This window comes from Pseudoduganella namucuonensis, assembly GCF_900116645.1.
Classification (GTDB): Bacteria; Pseudomonadota; Gammaproteobacteria; order Burkholderiales; family Burkholderiaceae_D; genus Rugamonas; species Rugamonas namucuonensis.
In genome coordinates, this window is the sequence record NZ_FPBO01000022.1 from 1 (window position 1) to 20671 (window position 20671).

Annotated in this window: 17 protein-coding genes and 1 pseudogene; 6 read left to right on the plus strand and 12 right to left on the minus strand. The window is 63.7% G+C overall.

Annotated elements, in window-relative coordinates; all coding sequences use genetic code 11:
- The 5 genes and pseudogenes from BM436_RS21270 to BM436_RS21285 form a co-directional block, all read right to left on the minus strand.
- Positions 1 to 199, minus strand: a pseudogene (locus BM436_RS21270) (IS481 family transposase); the annotation flags it as partial.
- Positions 196 to 2631: an NACHT domain-containing protein gene (locus tag BM436_RS36370; protein WP_143133261.1), complete on the minus strand. Its 2436-nt coding sequence runs from the start codon at positions 2629 to 2631 to the stop codon at positions 196 to 198. The pseudogene BM436_RS21270 and the gene BM436_RS36370, both read right to left, overlap by 4 nt.
- 561 nt (positions 2632 to 3192) lie before the next feature.
- Entirely contained in the window at positions 3193 to 3396 is a 204-nt protein-coding gene (locus tag BM436_RS21275; protein WP_093557546.1) for a type II toxin-antitoxin system MqsA family antitoxin, read from the minus strand.
- 64 nt (positions 3397 to 3460) lie between these two features.
- Positions 3461 to 4999 (minus strand): D-alanyl-D-alanine carboxypeptidase/D-alanyl-D-alanine endopeptidase, encoded by a 1539-nt coding sequence (gene dacB, locus BM436_RS21280; protein WP_093557547.1) that lies wholly within the window; start codon positions 4997 to 4999, stop codon positions 3461 to 3463.
- Positions 5000 to 5007: 8 nt separating this feature from the next.
- On the minus strand, positions 5008 to 6246 hold the full coding sequence (locus tag BM436_RS21285) for a spore maturation protein (protein ID WP_093557548.1): 1239 nt from the start codon (positions 6244 to 6246) through the stop codon (positions 5008 to 5010).
- A 178-nt stretch (positions 6247 to 6424) separates the two neighbouring features.
- Here BM436_RS21285 and BM436_RS21290 point away from each other — a divergent pair, with 178 nt between their 5' ends.
- Both BM436_RS21290 and BM436_RS21295 read left to right on the plus strand, forming a co-directional pair.
- Entirely contained in the window at positions 6425 to 8176 is a 1752-nt protein-coding gene (locus BM436_RS21290; protein ID WP_093557549.1) for an ABC transporter substrate-binding protein, read from the plus strand.
- A gap of 65 nt (positions 8177 to 8241) precedes the next feature.
- A complete protein-coding gene (locus BM436_RS21295; protein ID WP_093557550.1) occupies positions 8242 to 9147 on the plus strand; it encodes a YihY/virulence factor BrkB family protein in 906 nt (301 codons plus the stop codon).
- A 52-nt stretch (positions 9148 to 9199) separates the two neighbouring features.
- On the opposite strand, the gene BM436_RS21300 is transcribed toward BM436_RS21295, so the two are convergent.
- Entirely contained in the window at positions 9200 to 10501 is a 1302-nt protein-coding gene (locus tag BM436_RS21300) for an ATP-binding protein (protein WP_093557551.1), read from the minus strand.
- A 144-nt stretch (positions 10502 to 10645) separates the two neighbouring features.
- On the opposite strand from BM436_RS21300, the gene BM436_RS21305 reads away from it, so the two are divergent.
- Genes BM436_RS21305 through BM436_RS21315 form a run of 3 tightly spaced genes read left to right on the plus strand, consistent with a single transcriptional unit; the run spans position 10646 to position 13582 of the window.
- Complete coding sequence (locus BM436_RS21305; RefSeq protein WP_093557552.1) at positions 10646 to 11899, plus strand: protease complex subunit PrcB family protein; 1254 nt, start codon at positions 10646 to 10648, stop codon at positions 11897 to 11899.
- A gap of 58 nt (positions 11900 to 11957) precedes the next feature.
- The gene (locus BM436_RS21310; protein ID WP_093557553.1) at positions 11958 to 12872 is read left to right on the plus strand and encodes a MipA/OmpV family protein; all 915 of its coding nucleotides are present in this window, start codon (positions 11958 to 11960) and stop codon (positions 12870 to 12872) included.
- 2 nt (positions 12873 to 12874) lie between these two features.
- Positions 12875 to 13582, plus strand: coding sequence for a hypothetical protein (locus tag BM436_RS21315; protein ID WP_229490573.1), 708 nt, complete (start codon positions 12875 to 12877; stop codon positions 13580 to 13582).
- Between the two features lie 83 nt (positions 13583 to 13665).
- Here BM436_RS21315 and BM436_RS21320 read toward each other — a convergent pair whose 3' ends face one another.
- Positions 13666 to 14367, minus strand: coding sequence for a response regulator (locus BM436_RS21320; protein WP_177307404.1), 702 nt, complete (start codon positions 14365 to 14367; stop codon positions 13666 to 13668).
- Positions 14368 to 14760: 393 nt separating this feature from the next.
- On the opposite strand from BM436_RS21320, the gene BM436_RS21325 reads away from it, so the two are divergent.
- Positions 14761 to 15219 carry a GNAT family N-acetyltransferase gene (locus BM436_RS21325; RefSeq protein WP_093557554.1) on the plus strand — a complete coding sequence of 153 codons (459 nt, stop codon included), beginning with the start codon at positions 14761 to 14763 and terminating at the stop codon, positions 15217 to 15219.
- A gap of 175 nt (positions 15220 to 15394) precedes the next feature.
- Here BM436_RS21325 and BM436_RS21335 read toward each other — a convergent pair whose 3' ends face one another.
- The 5 genes from BM436_RS21335 to aceK all read right to left on the minus strand — a co-directional run bounded on the left by BM436_RS21335 (position 15395) and on the right by aceK (position 20647).
- The gene (locus BM436_RS21335; RefSeq protein ID WP_093557556.1) at positions 15395 to 15637 is read right to left on the minus strand and encodes a hypothetical protein; all 243 of its coding nucleotides are present in this window, start codon (positions 15635 to 15637) and stop codon (positions 15395 to 15397) included.
- A 29-nt stretch (positions 15638 to 15666) separates the two neighbouring features.
- Positions 15667 to 16806: an acyl-CoA dehydrogenase family protein gene (locus tag BM436_RS21340; protein WP_093557557.1), complete on the minus strand. Its 1140-nt coding sequence runs from the start codon at positions 16804 to 16806 to the stop codon at positions 15667 to 15669.
- Positions 16807 to 16941: 135 nt separating this feature from the next.
- Positions 16942 to 17622, minus strand: a complete 681-nt coding sequence (locus BM436_RS21345; protein WP_093557558.1) for an SDR family oxidoreductase — start codon at positions 17620 to 17622, stop codon at positions 16942 to 16944.
- Between the two features lie 3 nt (positions 17623 to 17625).
- Positions 17626 to 18825 (minus strand): acetyl-CoA C-acyltransferase, encoded by a 1200-nt coding sequence (locus BM436_RS21350; protein ID WP_093557559.1) that lies wholly within the window; start codon positions 18823 to 18825, stop codon positions 17626 to 17628.
- Complete coding sequence (gene aceK / locus BM436_RS21355) at positions 18818 to 20647, minus strand: bifunctional isocitrate dehydrogenase kinase/phosphatase (protein ID WP_093557560.1); 1830 nt, start codon at positions 20645 to 20647, stop codon at positions 18818 to 18820. Before aceK ends, BM436_RS21350 begins: the two co-directional genes overlap by 8 nt.
- Positions 20648 to 20671: the final 24 nt, after the last annotated feature.

The following is a 20671-nucleotide window of genomic DNA, read 5'->3' on the forward strand; positions in this document are numbered from 1 at the left end:
GCGCGGCCGACAACGTCGTATGTAGCGTGTGGGCCCGATGCGAACGGTCTTGCACGTCATCGCGCTTGAGCCACTTGGCGGCGGTCGCCTTGGTGATGTTGAACACCTTTGCCGCCTCGTGGGCGGTCAAGCCGGAGGCTTTGATCTCCTGGCGGATTTTCGGCGTTGTGCGGGCCTGCGGATGAATGCGTGTGCTCATGCTCTCTGACGCTCAGGTGTGCTGCTGCGGTGGGTTGGCGACCGCTTCGGAAAACCAGCGATCAACTCGTCAAGCACGGCCTTGGCACGGAGCAGAGGCATGCTGCGACGGGGGATATGATCGCATGAAACTAAACAGCTAAGTAGTGGTGCGATTAATATGTTATCAATTCGTCCGATATTTTTTCTTACGGGATGCACTACGTTACCTGTAACGAAAACAACTCCCTCGCTTTCCAATATGCCAACAATTTTATCTATATAATCTAATACTTGGCGTTGAGTAATTCCGCGATGTAATGCATTCATCTGCCGTCCGCCACCAGCTTGCTTAAAGAGCTTTCGCAATACGGTAATTAGAGCTTTCAACTGGGGCGCAAGATTTAGCTGCAAAACCGCATTTGTGGTCGACATTTCGTCATAATGCTCCACCGTGCATTTTAAGAATATGTTTTTTGGAAGTCCTAACTCGCCCCCCACGCCACCAATTTTCTGAATCAGACATTCATTAAACCTGATTCCATAGCCAGACACATTGGAAGCAGTTAAAACTTCTACGATGATACACTCCTGCAAAGTCAAGCCATGTAGAGCTATCTCTTCTAAATTTATTTTTCCGAATATCCCAGAATCAACAATCAAATCATCGAAGTTAACACTGCCAATTCCTTCATTATTTGCTACGGCTAAAACCACCATTACCAAATCAGCTAAAATTTGGTCGACATTGGAGATTCGAGATTTCTGGCGTGCTAATCCTAATACAACAGCCACTAATGTTGACGTTGTATAACCCGATTTTTGCAGCAAGTATGCTGCCATTTCGATGGCGCGAGGAGAGATTTCGGCAATTGGTAAAGTATTGTTAGACTTAAAATTATCGACTATCAATCTGTAGAATGCACCACCTTGCAAAGCGGAAAGCATATCTTCGTCAACAAACGAACGCGAACCTGGTTCTTTATCTCTCTGCGTTAGACCAGGAAGGCGCTGAAGCTGAGCGAGTACGCCTTCACTGGCAGACTGACCAGTTTCAAGGTTGAATGCATTCGAGAGATCAGTACCAGTTACCGGTCCATCTTTTGTTGGGCGCTCGCGCATCATAAAGGCTATACGTTCCATTACTGCGCGCAGTGTTAGTGACGCCATTGTAGATGACTCAAGATCAGCCTCGCGCTCAGTAATCTTTGCAAGAAATGTATCCCAAGCATGTGCAAAACCGTTTCTTCCATCAATAGCAACGATTTCATCAATTAATTCTTTTTGAATTAGATAGCCGAGAAGCAATGGCTTGCGCGGTAGCCAATCTGGAAGATTCTTTGACACGCCGTTTTTCTCCAGGAATTCGCGAACGCCATCCTCCGAAAATTCCCCCAGTCGAAAAACCTGCACATTTTTACTGCCAATTGCTAATGCATCGGCTACTTCCTTTTCATCATCAAAATAGTGGTCTCTGCCGCAAATAAACGCACCAATTCCGGCGGGGATCTTTGATAAAAAGTCTCGAACGCCACTCAATGCATCGCGCCGTGCTGCTCGCATGAATGTGATGTCATCGCGTCTCATTATAGTTTGCGATGCAACCTCATCAAAGCCATCCAATATTAATGTTGCCACGCCGGATCGCCACGCGATTGTCAGATCTTCTTTGGGTGAATATCCAATAGATCGACCGTGACGGTCAAGAATTTCATCTGCATGAACTTGGCCCCAGTGCTCTCGGAGATTGAGTGTAAAGGGAACTGGTTCGTTGCCATCAACCCTATGCTGTTCAGCCAATCGCAAGAAAATTTGCCGAGTAGTAATGCTTTTGCCAGAGCCAAACGGAGCTATTAATATAGCGATTTTCCCTTGAATTATGCACTTTATAATGCTGTCGATAAGAACCGATTTTTGTAAACAGAACGAAAGAGGTTTGCTAGGTAGTTTGTCGGCTATAAGCGTTATCGGAAGTTGAACATATTTCCTATCATCGATAGTGATCGAATCGGTATTTGGATCTCTGGCCGATCCGAAAGACGAGTTTTTTCTCAATTTTATATATTTAGAGCCATCAAAAAAACGTCTACGAAGCTGATTGAGCGTAATTGCAATAACCTTGCTTTTACGCGCATATTCGATATGTTGCGCGTCCAGTTGTTTTTCCGTGATGAACCATTTTGAAATTGCTACTCCATCTTTCCCCTCGTGCAATTCGGCGGCATTTAATTTTTTTACATCATCCTTGGCTTTTTCTAGACGAGTGCTGGTTGTCGCCATGATTAGATGAACCACGTCACGAAGTCGTACTATCCCATCGAGTTCCTGAATATGAGGATTGTTAGGATAATGCGAAGGCTGGCATTCTCCTGGCGATAGCCCCCATATCGCTTCTGCGACAACCCTTACTTCGGCTTCAAAATCCATATTATGCTGATGGTCAGTTTTTGACATTTTGAATTCCTAATGAATTTTTAACAAAAAATCATGAAATCATGAATTTAACTGTTTCTATCGATTAATTCATATTAAATCATTATGCTCTGACAGTGGAATTTTTATTTTTATCATAGGATACCTCGAAGAACGGGTAGTCCAAGGGAGCGCTTATATGCACCTCGTTACCGTGAAAGCCACGGAGCGCGGGCACATGGATTTCCAGCCCGCGTTGCAGCGAGTTAGTATATATCGCCAGGCCCGACCCCTCATTGTGGCGACGACTATGTGCTGGTCGGCGCTGCCGCCTTATCTGGCCACTGGCCAATTGCCTTCAGCTGCTTGATCCAACGTAGCGCGTTCTTTTTCGCACTCATGGCCTGGTAGTCGATCTGCGGGGCGTGACACAGGAAGGTGGAATGCTCGCTCGTGGCGGGGCTCACCCTACTGCACATCGCCAACCGTTAACTGGTGGTCGGCTTCGTCGGCATTAAGAGCGTAGGGTGGCATTTTATGCGGCGACCGTTCAGCAGTGTTGTCACACCTACCCCCCCGGGTCTCCAGACGCACGCATTGTGATCACGCAGCCTTGGTTTGATCGATAAAAGCGCGGATCTGAGCGGCATACCTGTCGCCCTCATCCGTATCCAGCACACCCTCGCCACAGGAGAGACAGTAGTCACCGGTTACGCCATGTATGAGGGTGCGGAACCCCCTGTAGGTGAAGGGCAAGTCGCGTGTTTCATGTATGAGCTCAGCGGCTCCGCAAGCAGGGCATTTCATTCACAACTCCTATCGCCAGTGATGTTTTAGCCTATCCGCTAAGCTTTGCAAGTTTGCCGCTTTCTTACTGCAGGCGTCGGGCCTGGGCCACCCAGTCGATCAAGGCGTCGACGGCCTTGCGGCCGTTGCCGTTGCCAACCAGCTCGTGGTTGACCATGGCGACCACGATGCACAGGTCGCCATTCGCGTCCGGCACGTAGCCGGCGATGGACACCACGTTGCGCAGCGCGCCGGTCTTGACGCGGGCGCGGGCGGCGGCGGCGCTGTCCTTCAGGCGCCGCCTCATGGTGCCGTCCACCGCCGCGATCGGCAGGCTGGTAAGGAACTCGGGCATCCACAGGCTTTTTTGCGCGGCCCGCAGCAGGCCGGCCATCTGCGCCGGCTTCACGCGCTCCAGCCGCGACAGGCCGGAACCGTTTTCAAGCACCAAGCCGTTGTCGTCGATGCCTTGGCGCTGCATCCAGGCGCGGATGACTTGCTCGGCGCGGATGGCGGTGGGCAGCACCGTCGCGGCCGCCAGGGCACCGGCTTGCGGGTCGCCAACGCCGGGACCGGCGGCGCCCTGCGGCGGCGCGGTGTAGATGGGCGCCAACGGCCGGCTGCCCAGCACGGCGTCGGCCTCCAGGCTGCCCAGACTGAGGAACAGCGTGCGCGCCAGGCCGTTGTCGGAGGGCTTGTTTATGTCGCGCAGCACATCCATCAGCGGGCGCGACACGTGCTCGGACAGCAGCCGCGACGTGGCCGGCGTGGCGCCGCCGGGCAGGGCCTCGCGCGCCTTGCCGGTGAACGTGCCGCCCAGCCGCGCCCAGCTGCTGCGGAACAGGCCCTCGGCATAGTCGTTGCGATCCAGCACGTTGACGGCGGTGGTCTTCGCGCAATTGCGCGGGAAGGTGCCGTGCAGCGTGACGGTGATCCTCGCGCCCCTGCGCTCGTATGTCGGCAGTTTCCACCCGCCTTCCCACTTCGCGCAGTCGCCGTCGACCAGTTGCATGTCCGACGCCACCGTCACGCGCTCCAGCACCGGCAGCATGTCCAGTTTCACTTGCGTGGCGGTCGAGCTGATGTCGACGCGCAGCATGTTCATGTTCAGCAGCAGCGCGTCCGGTATGACGTTGTAGTAGGACTCGGGCGATTCGTCGAACGGCGGCGCGCCGACGTCGGTGCGGGCGGGCTGGAACAGCTGGCGGTCCAGCACCAGGTCGCCGGTGATCTTGCGTATGCCCTGGGTGCGCAGCTTTTCCAGCATGTGCACCAGCGCGTCCTCGTCGAAGTCGGGATCGGCGCCGCCGCGCAGGTAGAGGTCGCCCTGCAGCGCGCCGTTCACCACGTCGCCGGTGGCGCGCAGCTCGGTGCGGCCCTTGAACACCGGACCCAGCTGGTCCAGCCCCACCATGGTGGTCACCAGCTTCATCGTCGAGGCCGGTTGCATGGGAAGCTCGGCGTTGTGCGACAGCAGCACGGCGTCGCCGCGCATGACCACCGCGCCCATGGCCTCCTCGGGGATGTTGGCGGCCTGCAGCAGCCGCGCCACCGGCTCGGGCAGGGCGGCGTGGGCGGCGCCGCAGGCGGCGAGCAGGGCGGCGACGAGAATGCGGCGCAGCATGCCCGGCCTCAACCGAAGAACACGTAGGCGACGCAGATCGCGGTGATGACGCCCGCGAAGTCGGCGATCAGGCCGCAGGAGATCGCGTAGCGCGTCTTGCGGATGCCCACCGAGCCGAAGTACAGCGCAACGATGTAGAAGGTGGTGTCCGCCGAGCCCTGGAAGATGCACGCCAGGCGGCCGACGAAGGAATCCACGCCGTAGGTGTTCATGGCGTCGATCATCATGGCCTTGGAGCCGCTGCCGCTGAGCGGTTTCATCAGCGCGGTCGGCAGCGCCGGCACGAAGTCGGTGTTCATGCCCAGGCCGGTGAAGATCCAGTTGAAGCCGGTGACGACGAAGTTGAACACGCCGGCGTTGCGGATCACGCTGATCGCCACCAGCATGCCCACCAGGTAGGGAATCACGGTCAGCGAGGTCTGGATGCCGCCCTTGGCGCCCTCGATGAAGGCCTCGTACACGTTGACCTTCTTGCGCAGCGCGCCGACGATGAACACGGTGATGATGCCGATCAGCACCAGGTTGCTGACCACCTTGGACACGGTTTCGATCTCGGTCTTGGTCAGGTATTGCGTGAAGTACCAGATCAGCGCGACGATGGCGGTGGTCATGCCGCCCAGCCAGGACAGCACCACGCTGTCCATCAGGTTGATGCGCTGGCGTATCGCCACGGCGATGATGCCGGTCACGGTGGCCACGTAGGTGGCGATCATGCAGGGGATGAAGATGTCGGACGGGTCGGCCGCGCCCAGGATGGCGCGCTGCGCCATGATGGACAGCGGGATCAGGGTCAGGCCCGAGGTGTGCAGCACCAGGAACATGATTTGCGCGTTGCTGGCCTCGTCCTTGTTCGGGTTCAGCGATTGCAGGCTTTCCATGGCCTTCAGGCCGAAGGGCGTGGCGGCGTTGTCCAGGCCCAGCAGGTTGGCGGAGAAGTTCATCACCATGTGGCCGGTGGCCGGGTGGTCCTTGGGGATTTCCGGGAAGATACGCGAGAAGAAGGGCGCGATCACCTTGGCCAGCCAGCCGATCGCGCCAGCTTTTTCGCCGATGTTCATGATGCCCAGCCACAAGGTCATCACGCCCGCCAGCGGCAGCGCGATGTCCATCACGCCCATCTTGGCGGACTCGAAGGTGCCGTCGATGATGCGTTTGAAGATTTCGTTATCGCCCAGGAAAATCCACTGCGCCAGGGCGGCCGCGAAGCCGACCAGGAAGAATCCAGACCAGATGTAATTGAGCGACATAGAGCGATAATCCACGAACGAAGGTGACGGGGCGGTTTTGCAGCCAAAGTATAGGGCCACACCGCCATTCGGCGATGAAAGATTGCGGAGCGCGCATGTAAAAAAGTTATAAGCTGGCGCCACGGCGCGGCAATCGTTATGCTGTCGCCGCGCCCGTCGTGGGGCTAACGGAGGAAAAATGATGCGTGGTTGGAAATCCGCCCTGCTGGGGAGCGTGCTGGCGCTGGCCTGCGCCGTCGCAAGCGCCGACGCGGCCGAAGCCGCCCCGAAAGTCTTGCACGCCTTCCTCTCCACCGGCGAAACCGGGCTGGACCCCGCCGTCGCGTCGGACATCGCCACCCTGGGCCTGCTGGAGAACGTGTTCGACCCCATGCTGCGCTACGAGTACCTGGCCCGTCCCGTCAAGCTGCAGCCGAACACGCTGCGCGCCATGCCGGAGGTGGACGCGGCCGGCACCACCTACACCTTCCGGCTGCGCGAAGGCGTCTATTTCACGCCCGATCCCGCCTTCAAGGGCAAGCGGCGCGAAGTCACCGCCGAGGACTACGTCTACAGCCTGAAGCGCCTGTACGACCCCGAACTGAAATCGCCCTGGCTGTTCCTGCTGGAGGACAAGCTGCAGGGCGACGCCGCGCTGAAAACAAGGTTCAGTCACGGCACCGCCATTCCCGGCTTGCGGGCGGTGGACAAGTACACCCTGCGCATCCGCCTGAACGCGCCCGATCCCAACTTCCTGTTCTACCTGGCCATGCCGGCCACCGCCGTGGTGGCGCGCGAGGTGGCGGAGGCCCACGGCGGCCAAGTCGGCAACCATCCGGTCGGTACCGGCCCCTTCATGGTGGGCGAGTGGAAGCGCAGCGACAAGATCACGCTGCTGGCCAACCCGGACTTCCGCGAAACGCTGTTCGAAGGCAAGCGCATCCCGCTGGTGGACCGGGTGGAAGTGAAGGTCATGGAGGAATACCAGTCGCGCATGCTGGGCTTCCTGAACGGCGAATTCGACTACATCGAGCAGGTGCCGGAATCGATGCGCGACATGGTGCTGCGCGCCGACAGCGCCGCGCCCGCGCTCAAGCCCGAGCTGGCGCGCCGCGGCATGGAACTGTCGCCCTTCCCGGTGTTGCAAACCTATTACATGTGGATGAACATGGAGGACCCGGTGATCGGCGGCTACGGCAAGGACAAGATCGCCCTGCGCCGCGCCATCGCGCTCAGCTACAACGGCCCGGAGGACGTGGCGCTGCTGAAGAAGGGCCTGGCGCTGCCGGCGCAATCGCCGCTGCCGCCCGACGTGCTGGGCTACGACCCCGCCTACCGCAGCCCCATCGCCTACAACCCGGCGCTGGCGCGCGCGCTGCTGGACCGCTTCGGCTACCGAGTGGGGGCGGACGGCTTCCGCACCTTGCCCAACGGCCAGCCGTTGACCTTGACCATGCACACCGAGCCCTCGCAAGTGGGGCGGCTGCGGGATGAATTGTGGCGCAAGGGCTTGAACGCCATCGGCCTGCGCGTGCAGTTCAAGAGCGACAAGAAAACCGAGATCATCAAGGCTTCCCGCCTGGGCAAGGTGATGATGTTCGAGACCAACTGGATCGCCGACTTCCCGGACGGCGAAAACTACTTCCAGCTACTGTACGGCCCCAACAGCGGCCGCGCCAACTACGCGCGCTTCAACCTGCCCGAGTACAACCAGCGCTACGAGCGGGCCCGCAAGCTGGGCGACACGCCCGAGCGCCGCGTGCTGTACCGCGAGATGAGCCAGCTGATCCACGCCTACAACCCGTGGGTGCTGCTGACCCATCCCATCTCGGCCGACATCCGGCAACCTTGGCTAAAAAACTACAAGCGCCACCCGGTGGAAGTCACCAACTGGCGCTACCTCGATATTGACGTCGCCGCGCGGAACCGCGCCTCCAAAACGGCGCCCTGACAAGCGGGGCGCGCGGGACGCATCTACCGAACGCCGCGTTTGCCCCGTCTGCGTAGAATGGGGTCATGCAGATACTCAACCACAAGGCTGCCGCCTGGGTGGCCGGCCATCCCCTGGAGTTCCTGCTGCAATGCGTCAGAGGCTTTCGCGCCAACCAGGGGCTGCTGCTGGCGGGCGCCGTCGCCTATTACTCGCTGTTGTCCATCGTGCCGCTGCTGATGCTGGTGGCCGTGGTGCTGTCGCACTGGGTGCCGGAGGGCGAGCTGCTGCAGACCATAGGCCGCTACCTCGAATGGCTGGTGCCGGGACAGTCGCGCGCCATCGTCAACGAAATCAGCCTGTTCCTCGGGCAACGCACCGTCATCGGCTGGGTACTGGCCGTCACCATGCTGTTTTTCAGTTCGCTGGCCTTCACCGTGCTGGAAAACGCCATGTGCGTCATCTTCCTGCATCGTGTCGCGATACGGCGGCGCCACTACCTCATCTCCGCGATACTGCCCTATTGCTACATCCTGTCGCTGACCGTGGGCGCGCTGCTGGTGACCCTGGTGGCGGGCAGCCTGCAGGTGATCGGCGAGGAGGAACTGAACTTCCTCGGCTACAGCTGGTCGTTGCACGGCGTGTCCGGCGCGCTGCTCTACCTGCTGGGCGTGAGCGGCGAGGTGCTGATGCTCAGCTCCATCTACCTGGTGATGCCGGTGGGGCGGCTGTCCTGCGCGCACGCGCTGATCGGCGGCGTGACCGCCACGCTGCTGTGGGAAATCGCGCGCCATGTGCTGGTGTGGTACTTCTCCACCTTGTCGCAGGTGAACGTGGTGTACGGCTCGCTGACCACGGCCATTGTGGTCATGTTCAGCCTGGAGATAGGCGCGACCCTGCTGCTGTTCGGCGCGCAGGTGATCTCGGAATTCGAGCGCGTCGGCCGCGACGAGCAGGACGAGCAGCCCGAGCCCATGAGCACCACCGGCTAGCGCGGGCTTGGGGCCAGGGCATGGGACACGGACCGCGGGTCTGACCCCGGTCTCAAGCGGGCAGGCGAATCACGAAGCGGGCCCCGCCCAGTTCCCCGTCCTCCGCGTGCAGCGTGCCGCCATGCAGCGCCACCGCCTTGCGCGCGATCGACAATCCCAGGCCGAAACCGCCGCTGGCGCGGTCCCTGCTGCGGTCCATGCGGTAGAAGGGCTCGAACACGCGGTCGCGCTCGTCCACCGGTATGCCGGGGCCGTCGTCCTCCACGGCGATCTCCACCAGGCCCGGCTTGCGCACCGCCGTCACCACCACCGCCCCGGCCGCATACTTGCGCGCGTTGCCGACCAGGTTGCCCACCGCCCGCATCAGCAGCCGGCGGTCGCCGTCCACGCCACCCAGGCCATCGGCGAGGCGCGTCTCCACCACGGGCGGTCCCTCGGGCTGCGCGGCGACGCAGTCCAGCAGCGCGGGCGCCAGCTCGAAGAACTGGCGCCGCATGGCCTGGCCGCTGTCGAGCCGCGTCATACCGAGCAGTTCGCCCACCAGCGCGTTCAGCTCGTGCAAGTCCGCCTCCATCGCGGCGATGCGCCCCTCCAGCGCGGGATTGTCGGCCGCCGAGCGCAGCAGTTCCAGCCCGAACTCCAGCCGCGCGATCGGCGTGCGCACCTCGTGCGACACCGAATGGAGCAGGTTGCGCTGCGACTCCAGCAAGCGCTCGATCCGCTCCGCCATCGCGTTCATGCGTTCGGCCAGCGGATGGATGCTGGCGCTGGGCCGCGTCGCCGCCCGGGCCGACAGCTTGCCCGCGCCAAATTCGTCCGCCACGCGCGACAGCTGCTGCAAGCCCTGCCAGTGGGCGCGCGACCACAGCGCGATCGGCAGCAGCAGGGCCAGCGCCACGATCACAAAGCGCAGCGCCTCCTGCTGCAGCGCCTGGGTGGTGTCGATCGGCAAGCCTTGCGCGAGGATCGCGTCCTCGTCGCTGCCCACGTAGCGCTCGCCCTTCAGGTCCACGCGGCGGTAGAAGGCCTTGGCCGCCACGTCGACCACCACCTCGCCCCGCTCCAGCGCCGCGCGGCGGCCGGCGGGCAGGGCGGCGCGCGCCTGCGCCAGCGGCAGCAGCTCGTAGCGCGCCTCGGACACTTCCCGCACCTTGTTCAGCCGCACCAGCCATTCGTCGGCGGGCGCCTGGTCGACATAGTGCTGCAGCAGGAAGATCTGGGCCGCCGCCTGGCGACGGGCGATGTCCTCCAGCGGATCGCCGTACAGGCGGCTGATCGCGAAGTAGATGAGGAAGGTCGCGCCGGTGATGGCCAGCATCACCAGCACGAAGAAGCGGAAGAACAGGCGGTTCATGGCCGACAGTGTATAAGAATTAACATTGCGCGAGACGTTGCTGGGCCGCAAGCTTACAAATTCACGACAATTGGCCTACATTTCGAAGGGGATGTCGGAGAGCGCCGCGCGTAGCATGGTCGCATCGATCATAACGGAGGCATCATGAGCAAGCTGGCTTTGGTTTTCGGTTCATCCCTACTCACCGCCGCGATGCTGAGCGCATGCGGCGGCGGCGACGGCGGAGCGGCCGAGCAGGTCTTCAGGCTGCCCGACACCCAGCCGATCGCCGTCGGCGAACCCAGTCCCGCGTCGCCGGTGGCGAAGGAGGACTTCATCAAGATGGCGCGCGACGCCAGCTGCGCGGACGTGCGCAACAAGCTGTACGTCATCGACGACCATCAGGTGTTCTGGGACGTGGCGGGCAATTGCGCCGACGCGTCGTATTCGCACGCGCTCTACGGTCCGCAACCGCAACTGAAGCTGTGTTCGTCCGGCGACTCCATCGCCGGCCCGCGCACCAGTTGCGCGGACGAGCGCTACCGCGAGATGTTCGACACCATCGTCAAGAACCGCGACAAGGCCGACCTGGGCCTGGGCGTGGCGCACAAGGTGGCGGTGCTGTACGAGCAGGCGCCGGCGGTCCAGGCCGGCGCGCCGGTCGTGTACCGTTCGCTGGTGCGGACCACCTACACCGGCGTATACAGCGCCAAGAACGTGGTGGTGGAAAACCTGGCCGGCTGGGAAGCGCTGTGGAAGGAAATCAACGCCAATTACACCGAGCCGCCACCCATGCCCATGGTCGATTTCACCAGCCAGGTCGTGGTGGGGGTCTTCATCGGCGGCCGGCCGGATGGCTGCCACGGCGTGGACATCATCCGCACCTCCAGCGACAACGGCGCGCTGCGCGTCGAGTACGAGGAATACGGCCCGTCCACGGACCCGATGGTCGCCTGCACCATGGCCATCACCTCTCCGGCCAGCGTGGTGGCGGTGGACCGTCCCGCCGGCAAGGTGGTGTTCGAATCGATCAAGACGCAGTACCTGAAACCCGTCCGCGTCGAGATGCCGCTGCGCCCGGATGTTGATCTGCGCCCGTACAACGTGGTCGTCAAGGACGAGGCCGCCCTGCTGGCGCTGTGGGCCGCGCACGTGGACAAGTCCATCCCGGCGCCGAAAGTCGATTTCGCCAAATCCATGGCGCTGTTCGCCTTTGGCGGCCTGGGTTCGCCGGGTTGCAACACGACGACGTTCACCCGCGTGAGCGAGACCGGCGGCAAGGTGTACGCCGAGGTGCGCCACCGCAAGCCCGGCCCCGCGACGCTGTGCCTGGCGTCCATCGTGGCCACCGGCGAGCTGGTCGTGGTGGACCGCGGGGACGCGCCGGTGCTGTTCGTCGAGAGCACGGAGCTGCTGTAGCGATGAAAGCCCCGGGGGGCGATAGAATGGCGGAGTTTCCAGCCCCCCGATCCTGATTATGCGCAAGTACCCTGTCCTCGTCCTCGCGGGCGCCCTTTCCGGCGCCTGTGGCGGCGTATCGGCCCAGACGCCGGCCCCCAACCCCATGCCGGACGGCAGCTACGACATGTACGCGGGCCTGGGGGTGCGCTCCGCGCCGAACTACGAGGGCAGCCGCGAACGGGGCCTGCGTCTGACGCCGGTTCTGCAGATCGCGTGGGGCAATGGCGTGTTCATTTCCGGCATGAGCGCGGGCATGCACCTGTCGCCGCTTCCCGGGCTCGAATTCGGGCCGCTGCTGTCGGTGCACGCCGCGCGCAGCAAGGACGGCTCCAGCGTCTTCGACACCCCGGTCGACGCCACCGGCGCGGGCACCGGTAGCACCATCCTGCCGCCGAAAGCGGTGACGACGTCGAGCGCGAGCACGGGCGCGACGGGCGTGGATGTCGCCGCGCCGGGCACCTGGTACAAGGTGCGCCGCATCGGCCCGCGGCTGGAGGGCGGCGCCTTCCTCAACTATTACCTGACGCGCCAGCTGCGCCTGACCAACAACCTGCTGTACGGCGCCGGCGACGGGCGCGACGGCCTGCGCTGGACGCTGGACCTGCAGCGCACCGCCTTCGAGGTGGCGCCGCACCAGAAGTTGTCGCTGGCGGTCGGCGTGACGGTGGTGAACCGCGCCTACAACACCAGCTATTTCGGCCTGCGCGACAACGAGATCGTGACCGTGCCCGGCCCGAGCCTGCCCTACCGCCCCGGCGGCGGCGTCAAGGACGTGCACGCCTCGCTGCGCTGGAACTGGGCGCTTTCGCCGTCCTTGCTGCTGACCACGGGCGTGCACGCGGCGCGCCTGGCGGGTGACGCCAAGGCCAGTCCGCTGGCCGGGCGCGCCGGCGACGTCACCGTGTCCACCGCGCTGGCCTACCGCTTCTGAACATGAGACCGACACGCCGCCTTTTCGTCCGCATTGCGCTCGCCGCCGGCATCGCCGGCGCGGCCGCCGCGCACGCGCAGGACGGCGATTGGCTCAGCTATCGCGACGTCTACCGGACCATGGTGGTGTTCGAGAAATACGGCAAGCCCAAGCAGTTCCTGCAGCAGCATTTCCAGGTCAGCGCGCGCGACGGCGGCGCGCCGCCGGAGGGCCTGCGCCTGGGCCTGAGCGGCAAGACCATCCAGCTGAACCTGCCGCTGGACGGGCTCGGCCGCGCCGTGTTCCCGCTGCTGAAGGCGGCCTACGACGAGAACGCCGTGCTGACGGTGAACCGCAAGCCGGGCCAGTACGCCTACCGGGCGCGCGTGTCCATCGTCGCCCGGCCGGACGGCGTGTACGAGGCGGCCGAGCTGCGCGCGGCTTGCGAGCAGGCGCTGGCCTACCAGCGGCACGTGGACGCGGGCGCCTACCGCGACAAGCGCTGCGTGGGGGTGCGGTTCGCGTTCGCCCGCAAGGGCGAGGCCAGCGTGCGCGCGCGCCTGGCGGGGCAGGACGGCACGGCCCTGCCGGTGGCCGAGGGCGCGGCCTTCGCGGACGAGGGCGGCGGGCACGCCGGCCACCCTATCGTCAATTACCGTTTCGAGGCGGGCGACAAGGGGCAGGTGGTTAGCCAGAACCCGCCGCTGGCCATCGCGCCGCTGTTCGAGTGAGGCGGCCAAAACCAGATGCAAAATCCGGGGACAGACCCATTGGGTCTGTCCCCAGCCTTTGCCGTCGGTTCTAACCGCGTCGCCTAGCCCCAGGCGGACGGCGAGAACAGATAGCCCTCGCCCCACACCGTCTTGATCTTCTCGCCCTCGTGGTCGTCGAACTTGCGGCGCAGCTTGGAGATGCTGTTGTCGATGCTGCGGTCCAGGCCGTCGAACTCGATGCCGCGCATCTTCTTCAGCAGCGCGTCGCGCGACAGCACCGTGCCGGCCGACTCGGCCAGCACCAGCAGCAGCTTGTATTCGGTATTGCTGAGCGTGACCGGCTGGCCGCGCCAGTGCACGGCGCGGTCGCTGTGGACGATTTCCAGCATGCCGAAGGCCAGCGCGCCGGCCGGCCGCGGCGCCGCCGGGGCGCCCGCCGCCGGCGCCGCGCGCCGCATCAGCGCGCGCAGGCGGGCCAGCAGCACGCGCGGCTGCACCGGCTTGTTGACGAAATCATCCGCGCCATATTCCAGCAGGGCCACCTGGTCGTAGCTGTCCTCGCGCGCGGTCAGCACCAGGATGGGCAGCGCGCTCACGGCGCGCAGCGCGCGGCACACCTGGGTGCCGTCGGCGCCGGGCAGCATCAGGTCCAGCACCGCGATGTCCGGCGCCCAGGCGTGGAAGCGCGGCAGCGCCTCGTCGCCGCGGGCCACCACCTCCACCTCGAACTCGTAGCCGGACAGGTATTCGGCGATCAGGGAGGACAAGCGCGCGTCGTCCTCCACCAGCATCAGTTTCGTCATGAACTCCTCCTGCGCGTATTTTACGCAGGAAACGAGCGCGTGTTATGGCGCGCGCCCGCGTGATATGTCCGGACGCGGCTCCCGATGGCCTCGCCGCTTCGCCTGCATAGGCGGCGTGCCGCATAATTCGTTTATTATTTGAAGTTATTAATTTGTTCTATGTGGGGAAGTAATTTCGTTCATTTCCGTGCGCCGGGAACTCATCAAACTGTTTGTGGAGGAACGCAACCACGACAAGATGATGATACGTTCGCTGGCCTGCGGTCGGCGTGGAGGAGGAGACGCTGCGCCGCCGGATGTCCAAATCGTCGACCGCTATGGCAAGCCGGACCGCGATTTGCCGAGAACGTTTTCAGCCTGGTTACGGGCCGATGCCTTTTTTGGAATCCCAAAATGTTGCAAAAAGTTTATGAATCACAAAGCGGCGAGTACCTTCTCAGCACCGACCAAAGCCGCCTCGACGTGGATACTGTGTATCAATTCCTGGCCGAATCGAGCAGCTGGGCGCGTGGTATTTCGCGCGGCGTCGTGGAGCTGGCGATCGCCAACTCGCTGTGCTTCGCCCTGTACCGCGATGGCGCGCTGCTGGCCTTCTGCCGCATCGTCACCGATGGCGCCACCTTTGGCAATCTGGTCGACGTGTTCGTGGTGCCGGACATGCGCGGCCGCGGCCTGTCCAGGGTGCTGATGGGCTTCGTCATGTCGCATCCGCTGGTGCCCCGCCTGCGCCGCTTCACCTTGGCCACCACCGATAGCCATGGCCTGTACCGGAAATTCGGCTTCGACGCGCTGACCAAGCCGGAAACCTTCATGGAGATCTATCAGCCGAATATTTACCGCTTGCCACCATGAAGGCCGATTCCAACCAGGAGTTGGCGCACCAATTCCGGTCGCGTCTTCCTGTCCCCAATTCCGTCCATCGATCCGGCCTCCCAGGCCCGCGCGCTAGACATCCTGTCTACATGGTCGAACTGAATTTCCGCGCCTTGGAGGAGCTGCATCAAGGCGTCATGTTGGAGGGGCAACCCTACATGGCATGCAGGCCAACTACGAGTTCGGCTTCACCCCCGGCCCGCTCGGTTTTGGCCTCGACGCCTAGCCCTGCTCCACGCTGGTGCTCAATGCCAGCAAGAACACGGGCAATATGATCAATGTGGCTGCGGACGGCGTCGGCCGGGATGACCGGGCCCGCGTCCACCTTGGGAAATATGTTCTCAAGGCGCGCCTGGGGAACGCGACGCTCAAATACGGCTTGCAGCAATTCAGCCATCCCTTCCTGGAGGGTAACCAAGCTCCGCGTTACAGGGCGCGCGCGATCAGCAGCTTCTGGATGTCGCTGGTGCCCTCGTAGATCTGGCACACGCGCACGTCGCGGTAGATGCGCTCGACCGGGAAATCGGACACGTAGCCGTAACCGCCGTGCACCTGGATCGCGTCCGAGCACACGCGCTCGGCCATCTCGGAGGCGAACAGCTTGGCCATCGCCGCCTCCTTCAGGCAGGGCAGGCCGGCGTCCTTCATGGCCGCCGCGTGCAGGATCAACTGGCGCGCCGCCTCGATTTGCGTCGCCATCTCGGCCAGCTTGAACTGCACCGACTGGTGCTCGAAGATGGGCTTGCCGAAGGTCTCGCGCTCGCGCGCGTATTTCAGCGCCGCCTCGTAGGCCGCGCGCGCCATGCCCACCGACTGCGAGGCGATGCCGATGCGGCCGCCCTCCAGGCCGGACAGCGCGATCTTGTAGCCCTGGCCCTCCTCGCCGATCAGGTTGGCGGCGGGCACGCGGCAGTTCTCGAACAGGATCTGCGCCGTGTCCGACGAGTGCTGGCCCATCTTCTGCTCCAGGTTGGCCACCACGTAGCCGGGCGTGGCGGTGGGCACCCAGAAGGCGCTGATGCCCTTCTTGCCGGCCGCCTTGTCGGTGACCGCCATGACGATGGCCACGTCGGCGTACTTGCCGCTGGTGATGAACTGTTTGACGCCGTTGATCACGTAATGGTCGCCGTCGGCGTCGGTGCCGCGGGTCGCGGTGGTGCGCAGCGCGGCCGCGTCCGAGCCCGTGTGCGGCTCGGTCAGGCAGAACGCGCCCAGCATCTCGCCCTGCGCGAGGGGGCGCAGCCACTGTCGCTTCTGCTGCTCGTTGGCGTACATCATCGCGATGCTGCAGACCGGGCAATTGTTGACCGAGATGATGGTGGAGGTGCCGCCGTCGCCGGCCGCGATCTCCTCCAGCACTAGCGCCAGCGAGACATAATCCATGCCCGCGCCGCCCAGCTCCTCCGGCACCGCCACGCCGAAGGCGCCCAGCGCGGCCAGCTCCTTCAGCTCCTCCTTCGGGAAATGGTGTTCCCGGTCCCAGCGCGCGGCTTGCGGCGCCAGGCGTTCCTGCGAAAAAGTCCGCAGGGCGTCGCGTATCATTTGGTGTTCTTCGCTCAGTATCATTATCGCGCGCTCATAAAAGTTGCGTTTCAATATCGGTGTCAGGCGCGACATTCGGACATTCGGACATTCGAACGGATGGTGCCGAGTCATTCATGCGGCGAATGTCCGAATGTCGCGCCTGACACCGATGTGGTTTTACCAACTAATCGGGGTGCCGTCGTAGTTGCGGTAGACGGCGCGGGGGGAGGCGGGCAGGGCGGCCAGCGTGCGGCGTATCCCGGCCGCGCTGTCCTCCACCGCGAGGTCGGCGCCGGCGCCGCCCATGTCGGTCCGCACCCAGCCCGGGTGCAGCGCCACGCAGGTGGCGCCCCGGTCGCCGAAGCTCAGCGCGGTGTCGATCAGCACGGAGTTCAAGGCCGCCTTGCTGGCGCGGTACAGCGAGCCGCCGGGGCTGCTTCGCTCGCTCAACGATCCCATGCGCGAGGACAGCACGGCCAGCTTGCCGCCGCCCTTGCCCTTGGCCGCGCACACCATCGGCGCCAGGATCGGCAACAGCCGCATCGCCGCCAGCACGTTGGTGTGCATCACCTGGTCGAAATCGCCCTGCGTGGGGAAGCCGTCGTGCCGCGGACCGTACACGCCCGCGTTCAGGATCGCCACCTCCAGCTGCTCGCCGTCCAGCTTCCAGCCCAGGCCGGCGACGGCCTCCACATTGTTCACGTCCAGCGTGTGCGTTTCCGCGCCCAGCGCGGCCAGCGCGGCGATGTCCTCCGGCTTGCGGGCGGTGGCGATCACGCGCCAGCCGTCGCGCAGGTATTGGCGCGCCAGCTCGTGGCCGATGCCGCGCGAGGCGCCGATGATGAGGGCGGACGGCATCGCTTACACCAGCTCGATGGCCATGGCGGTGGCCTCGCCGCCGCCGATGCACAGGGCCGCCACGCCGCGCTTGCCGCCGGTGCGTTTCAACGCGCCGATCAGCGTCACGATGATGCGCGCGCCCGAGGCGCCGATCGGGTGGCCCAGCGCGCAGGCGCCGCCGTGCACGTTGACCTTGGCGTGCGGAATGTCCAGCTCGCGCATGGCGGCCATCGGCACGGCCGCGAAGGCCTCGTTGATCTCGAACAGGTCGACGTCCTTGGCGCTCCAGCCGGTCTTCTTGAACAGCTTCTCGATGGCGCCGATCGGGGCCACCGTGAACTGGTTCGGCGCCAGCGCGTTGGTGGCGTGGCCCAGGATTTTCGCGATCGGCGCCAAGCCCAGCTCGCGCGCGGTCGATTCGCGCATCATCACCAGCGCGGCGGCGCCGTCGTTGATGGACGAGGACGAGGCGGCGGTGATGGTGCCGTCCTTCTGGAACGCGGCGCGCAGGGTCGGGATCTTGTCTATCCTGGCCTTGAGCGGGCCCTCGTCCTTCTCGATCACGCTGTCGCCGGCGCGGCCGCTCACCGTCACCGGCGCCACTTCCCATTTGAACCAGCCCTCGTTGGTGGCGGCCTGGGCGCGCTTGACCGATTCGATCGCGAACGCGTCCTGGTCCTCGCGCGAGAACTGGTACTTGGCCGAGCATTCCTCGGCGAAGGTGCCCATGGAGCGGCCCTCGCCGGTCTTCTCGTTGCGCGAGTAGGCGTCCTCCAGGCCGTCGTACATCATGTGGTCGAACAGCTGGCCGTGGCCGATGCGGTAGCCGCCGCGCGCCTTGGGCACCAGGTAGGGCGCGTTGGTCATCGATTCCATGCCGCCGGCCACCACCACGCTGGCGCTGCCGGCCAGCAAGGTGTCGTAGGCGAAGATGGCGGCCTGCATGGCCGAGCCGCACATCTTGGACAAGGTCACCGCGCCGGTGGAGGTGGGCAGGCCCGCCTTCAGCAGCGCCTGGCGCGCCGGGGCCTGGCCCTGGCCGGCCATCAGGCAGTTGCCGAAGTAGACGTGTTCGACCGCGTCGGCCTTGATGCCGGAGCGCTCGACGGCGGCGGCGATGGCGACCGCGCCCAGGTCGTGCGCGCTCTTGCCGGAAAAGTCGCCCTGGAAGGCGCCCATCGGGGTGCGCGCGGCGCCGACGATAACGATAGGATCATTCATTTTCAGTGGTCTCCAGTAGGGTAGGCGCCACGTGCGCCGGGGGCGGCGTGGGTGCGCCTTGGTAAGAAAAGCGGATGTGCTGCGGATACGGGAACACGTCCTCCACGATGCCGGCCTGGATGCGCTCCTTGCGCGTCTGCCAGAATTCGCGGGTGAACAGGTCGGCGTGGTGCCGCATGAAGTATTTGCGGATCTTCGCGTTGCCCAGCAGGAAGCGGCCGAACTGCTCGGGGAACACGTCGTGCTTGCCGACGTGGTACCACGGCTCGGCCGACATCTCGTCCTCCTCGTTGCGGGCCTGCGGGATGTCGCGGAAGTTGCAGTCGGTGATGTATTCGATCTCGTCGTAGTCGTAGAACACCACGCGCTTGTGGCGGGTCACGCCGAAGTTCTTGTACAGCATGTCGCCGGGGAAGATGTTGGCCGCCACCAGTTCCTTGATGGCGTTGCCGTACTCGATCACGCCGTGCTCGAGGCGGGTGTCGTCGCCCTCCTGGTCGGCGTTGCCCAGCCAGATGTTCAGCGGCACCATGCGGCGCTCGATGTACAGGTGCTTGATGACGATCTTGTCGCCGTCCTCCTCCAGCAGCGAGGGCGCGAAGTGGCGGATCTCGGCGATCAGCTCCTCCTTCACGCGGTGGCGCGGGAAGGCCACGTTGGAGTACTCCAGCGTGTCGGCCATGCGGCCCACGCGGTCGTGGTGCTTGACCAGCAGGTATTTCTCCTTGACCAGCGCGCGCGTGGTGTCCTTGGGCGCCGGGAAGAAGTCCTTGATGACCTTGAACACGTAGGGGAAGGATGGCAACGCGAACACCAGCATCACCAGGCCGCGGATGCCCGGCGCGACGTCGAACTGGTCGGACGAGTGCTTCAGGTGCTGCAGGTAGTCGCGGTAGAACAGCGTCTTGCCCTGCTTCTGCAGGCCGAGGATGGTGTAGATCTCGCTGCGCGGCTTGCGCGGCAGCAGGCTGCGCAGGAACTGCACGTAGGCCGACGGCACCTCCATGTCCACCTGGAAGTAGGCGCGCGTGAACGAGAACAGGATGATGATCTGTTCCTGCTCGAACAGCACGGTGTCCAGTATCAGCTCGCCGTGCCGGTTGTGCAGGATGGGCACCACGAAGGGATACTCGCGCGCGCCGTTGACGCCCTTGCCGACGATGTAGGCGCCCTTGTTGCGGAAGAACAGGCTGGACAGCACCTGGATCTGGTGGTTGGGCTCCAGCTCCTGGGCCCCGAACAGCTGGCGCAGGCGCTTCTCCACCTGTTCGATGTCGCGGTCCAGGTTGGCGAACCTGGTCTTCAGCTGGAAGTTGGTGACGATGCGCTTCAAGGTGAAGCGCAGGCCGTCCGTGCCGGGGAAGTACATGCGGTAGGTCGGCGACAGCTCGTCGGTCTCGATGTACTCGGTGGACACCACGGGGCGCACGAAGATGAACTCGTTGTGGAAGTAGCTGCGGTGCAGGATGTTGCAGCAGACCGAGTTGAAGAAGGTCTCGGCCAGCTCCGGCTGCTTGTGGCCGGTCAGCATGCCGATGAAGTGCAGCTTGCATTCGCGCCACACCTCGTCGGTCAGCTCGGCCGGGACGTACTCGTCCTCCAGCGTCTGCACGCACTCCTGCACGCGCTGGTCGTAAAAGCCGATGCGCTCGCGCGCCGCCAGCTGCGCCACCTTCCACGCGCCCTGCTCGAAATGCTGCTTGGCGAGCTGGCTGGTCTGGCGGAACAGCCGGTAGTGCTTGTCGAAGCCCTCGCGGATGGTGCGCGCGATGTCGAACGCTATCTGGGACGACAGCAGCTTGGGGAATGCGGCCTGGATCATGGTCGGGGTCGTGTTGGTTCTTGA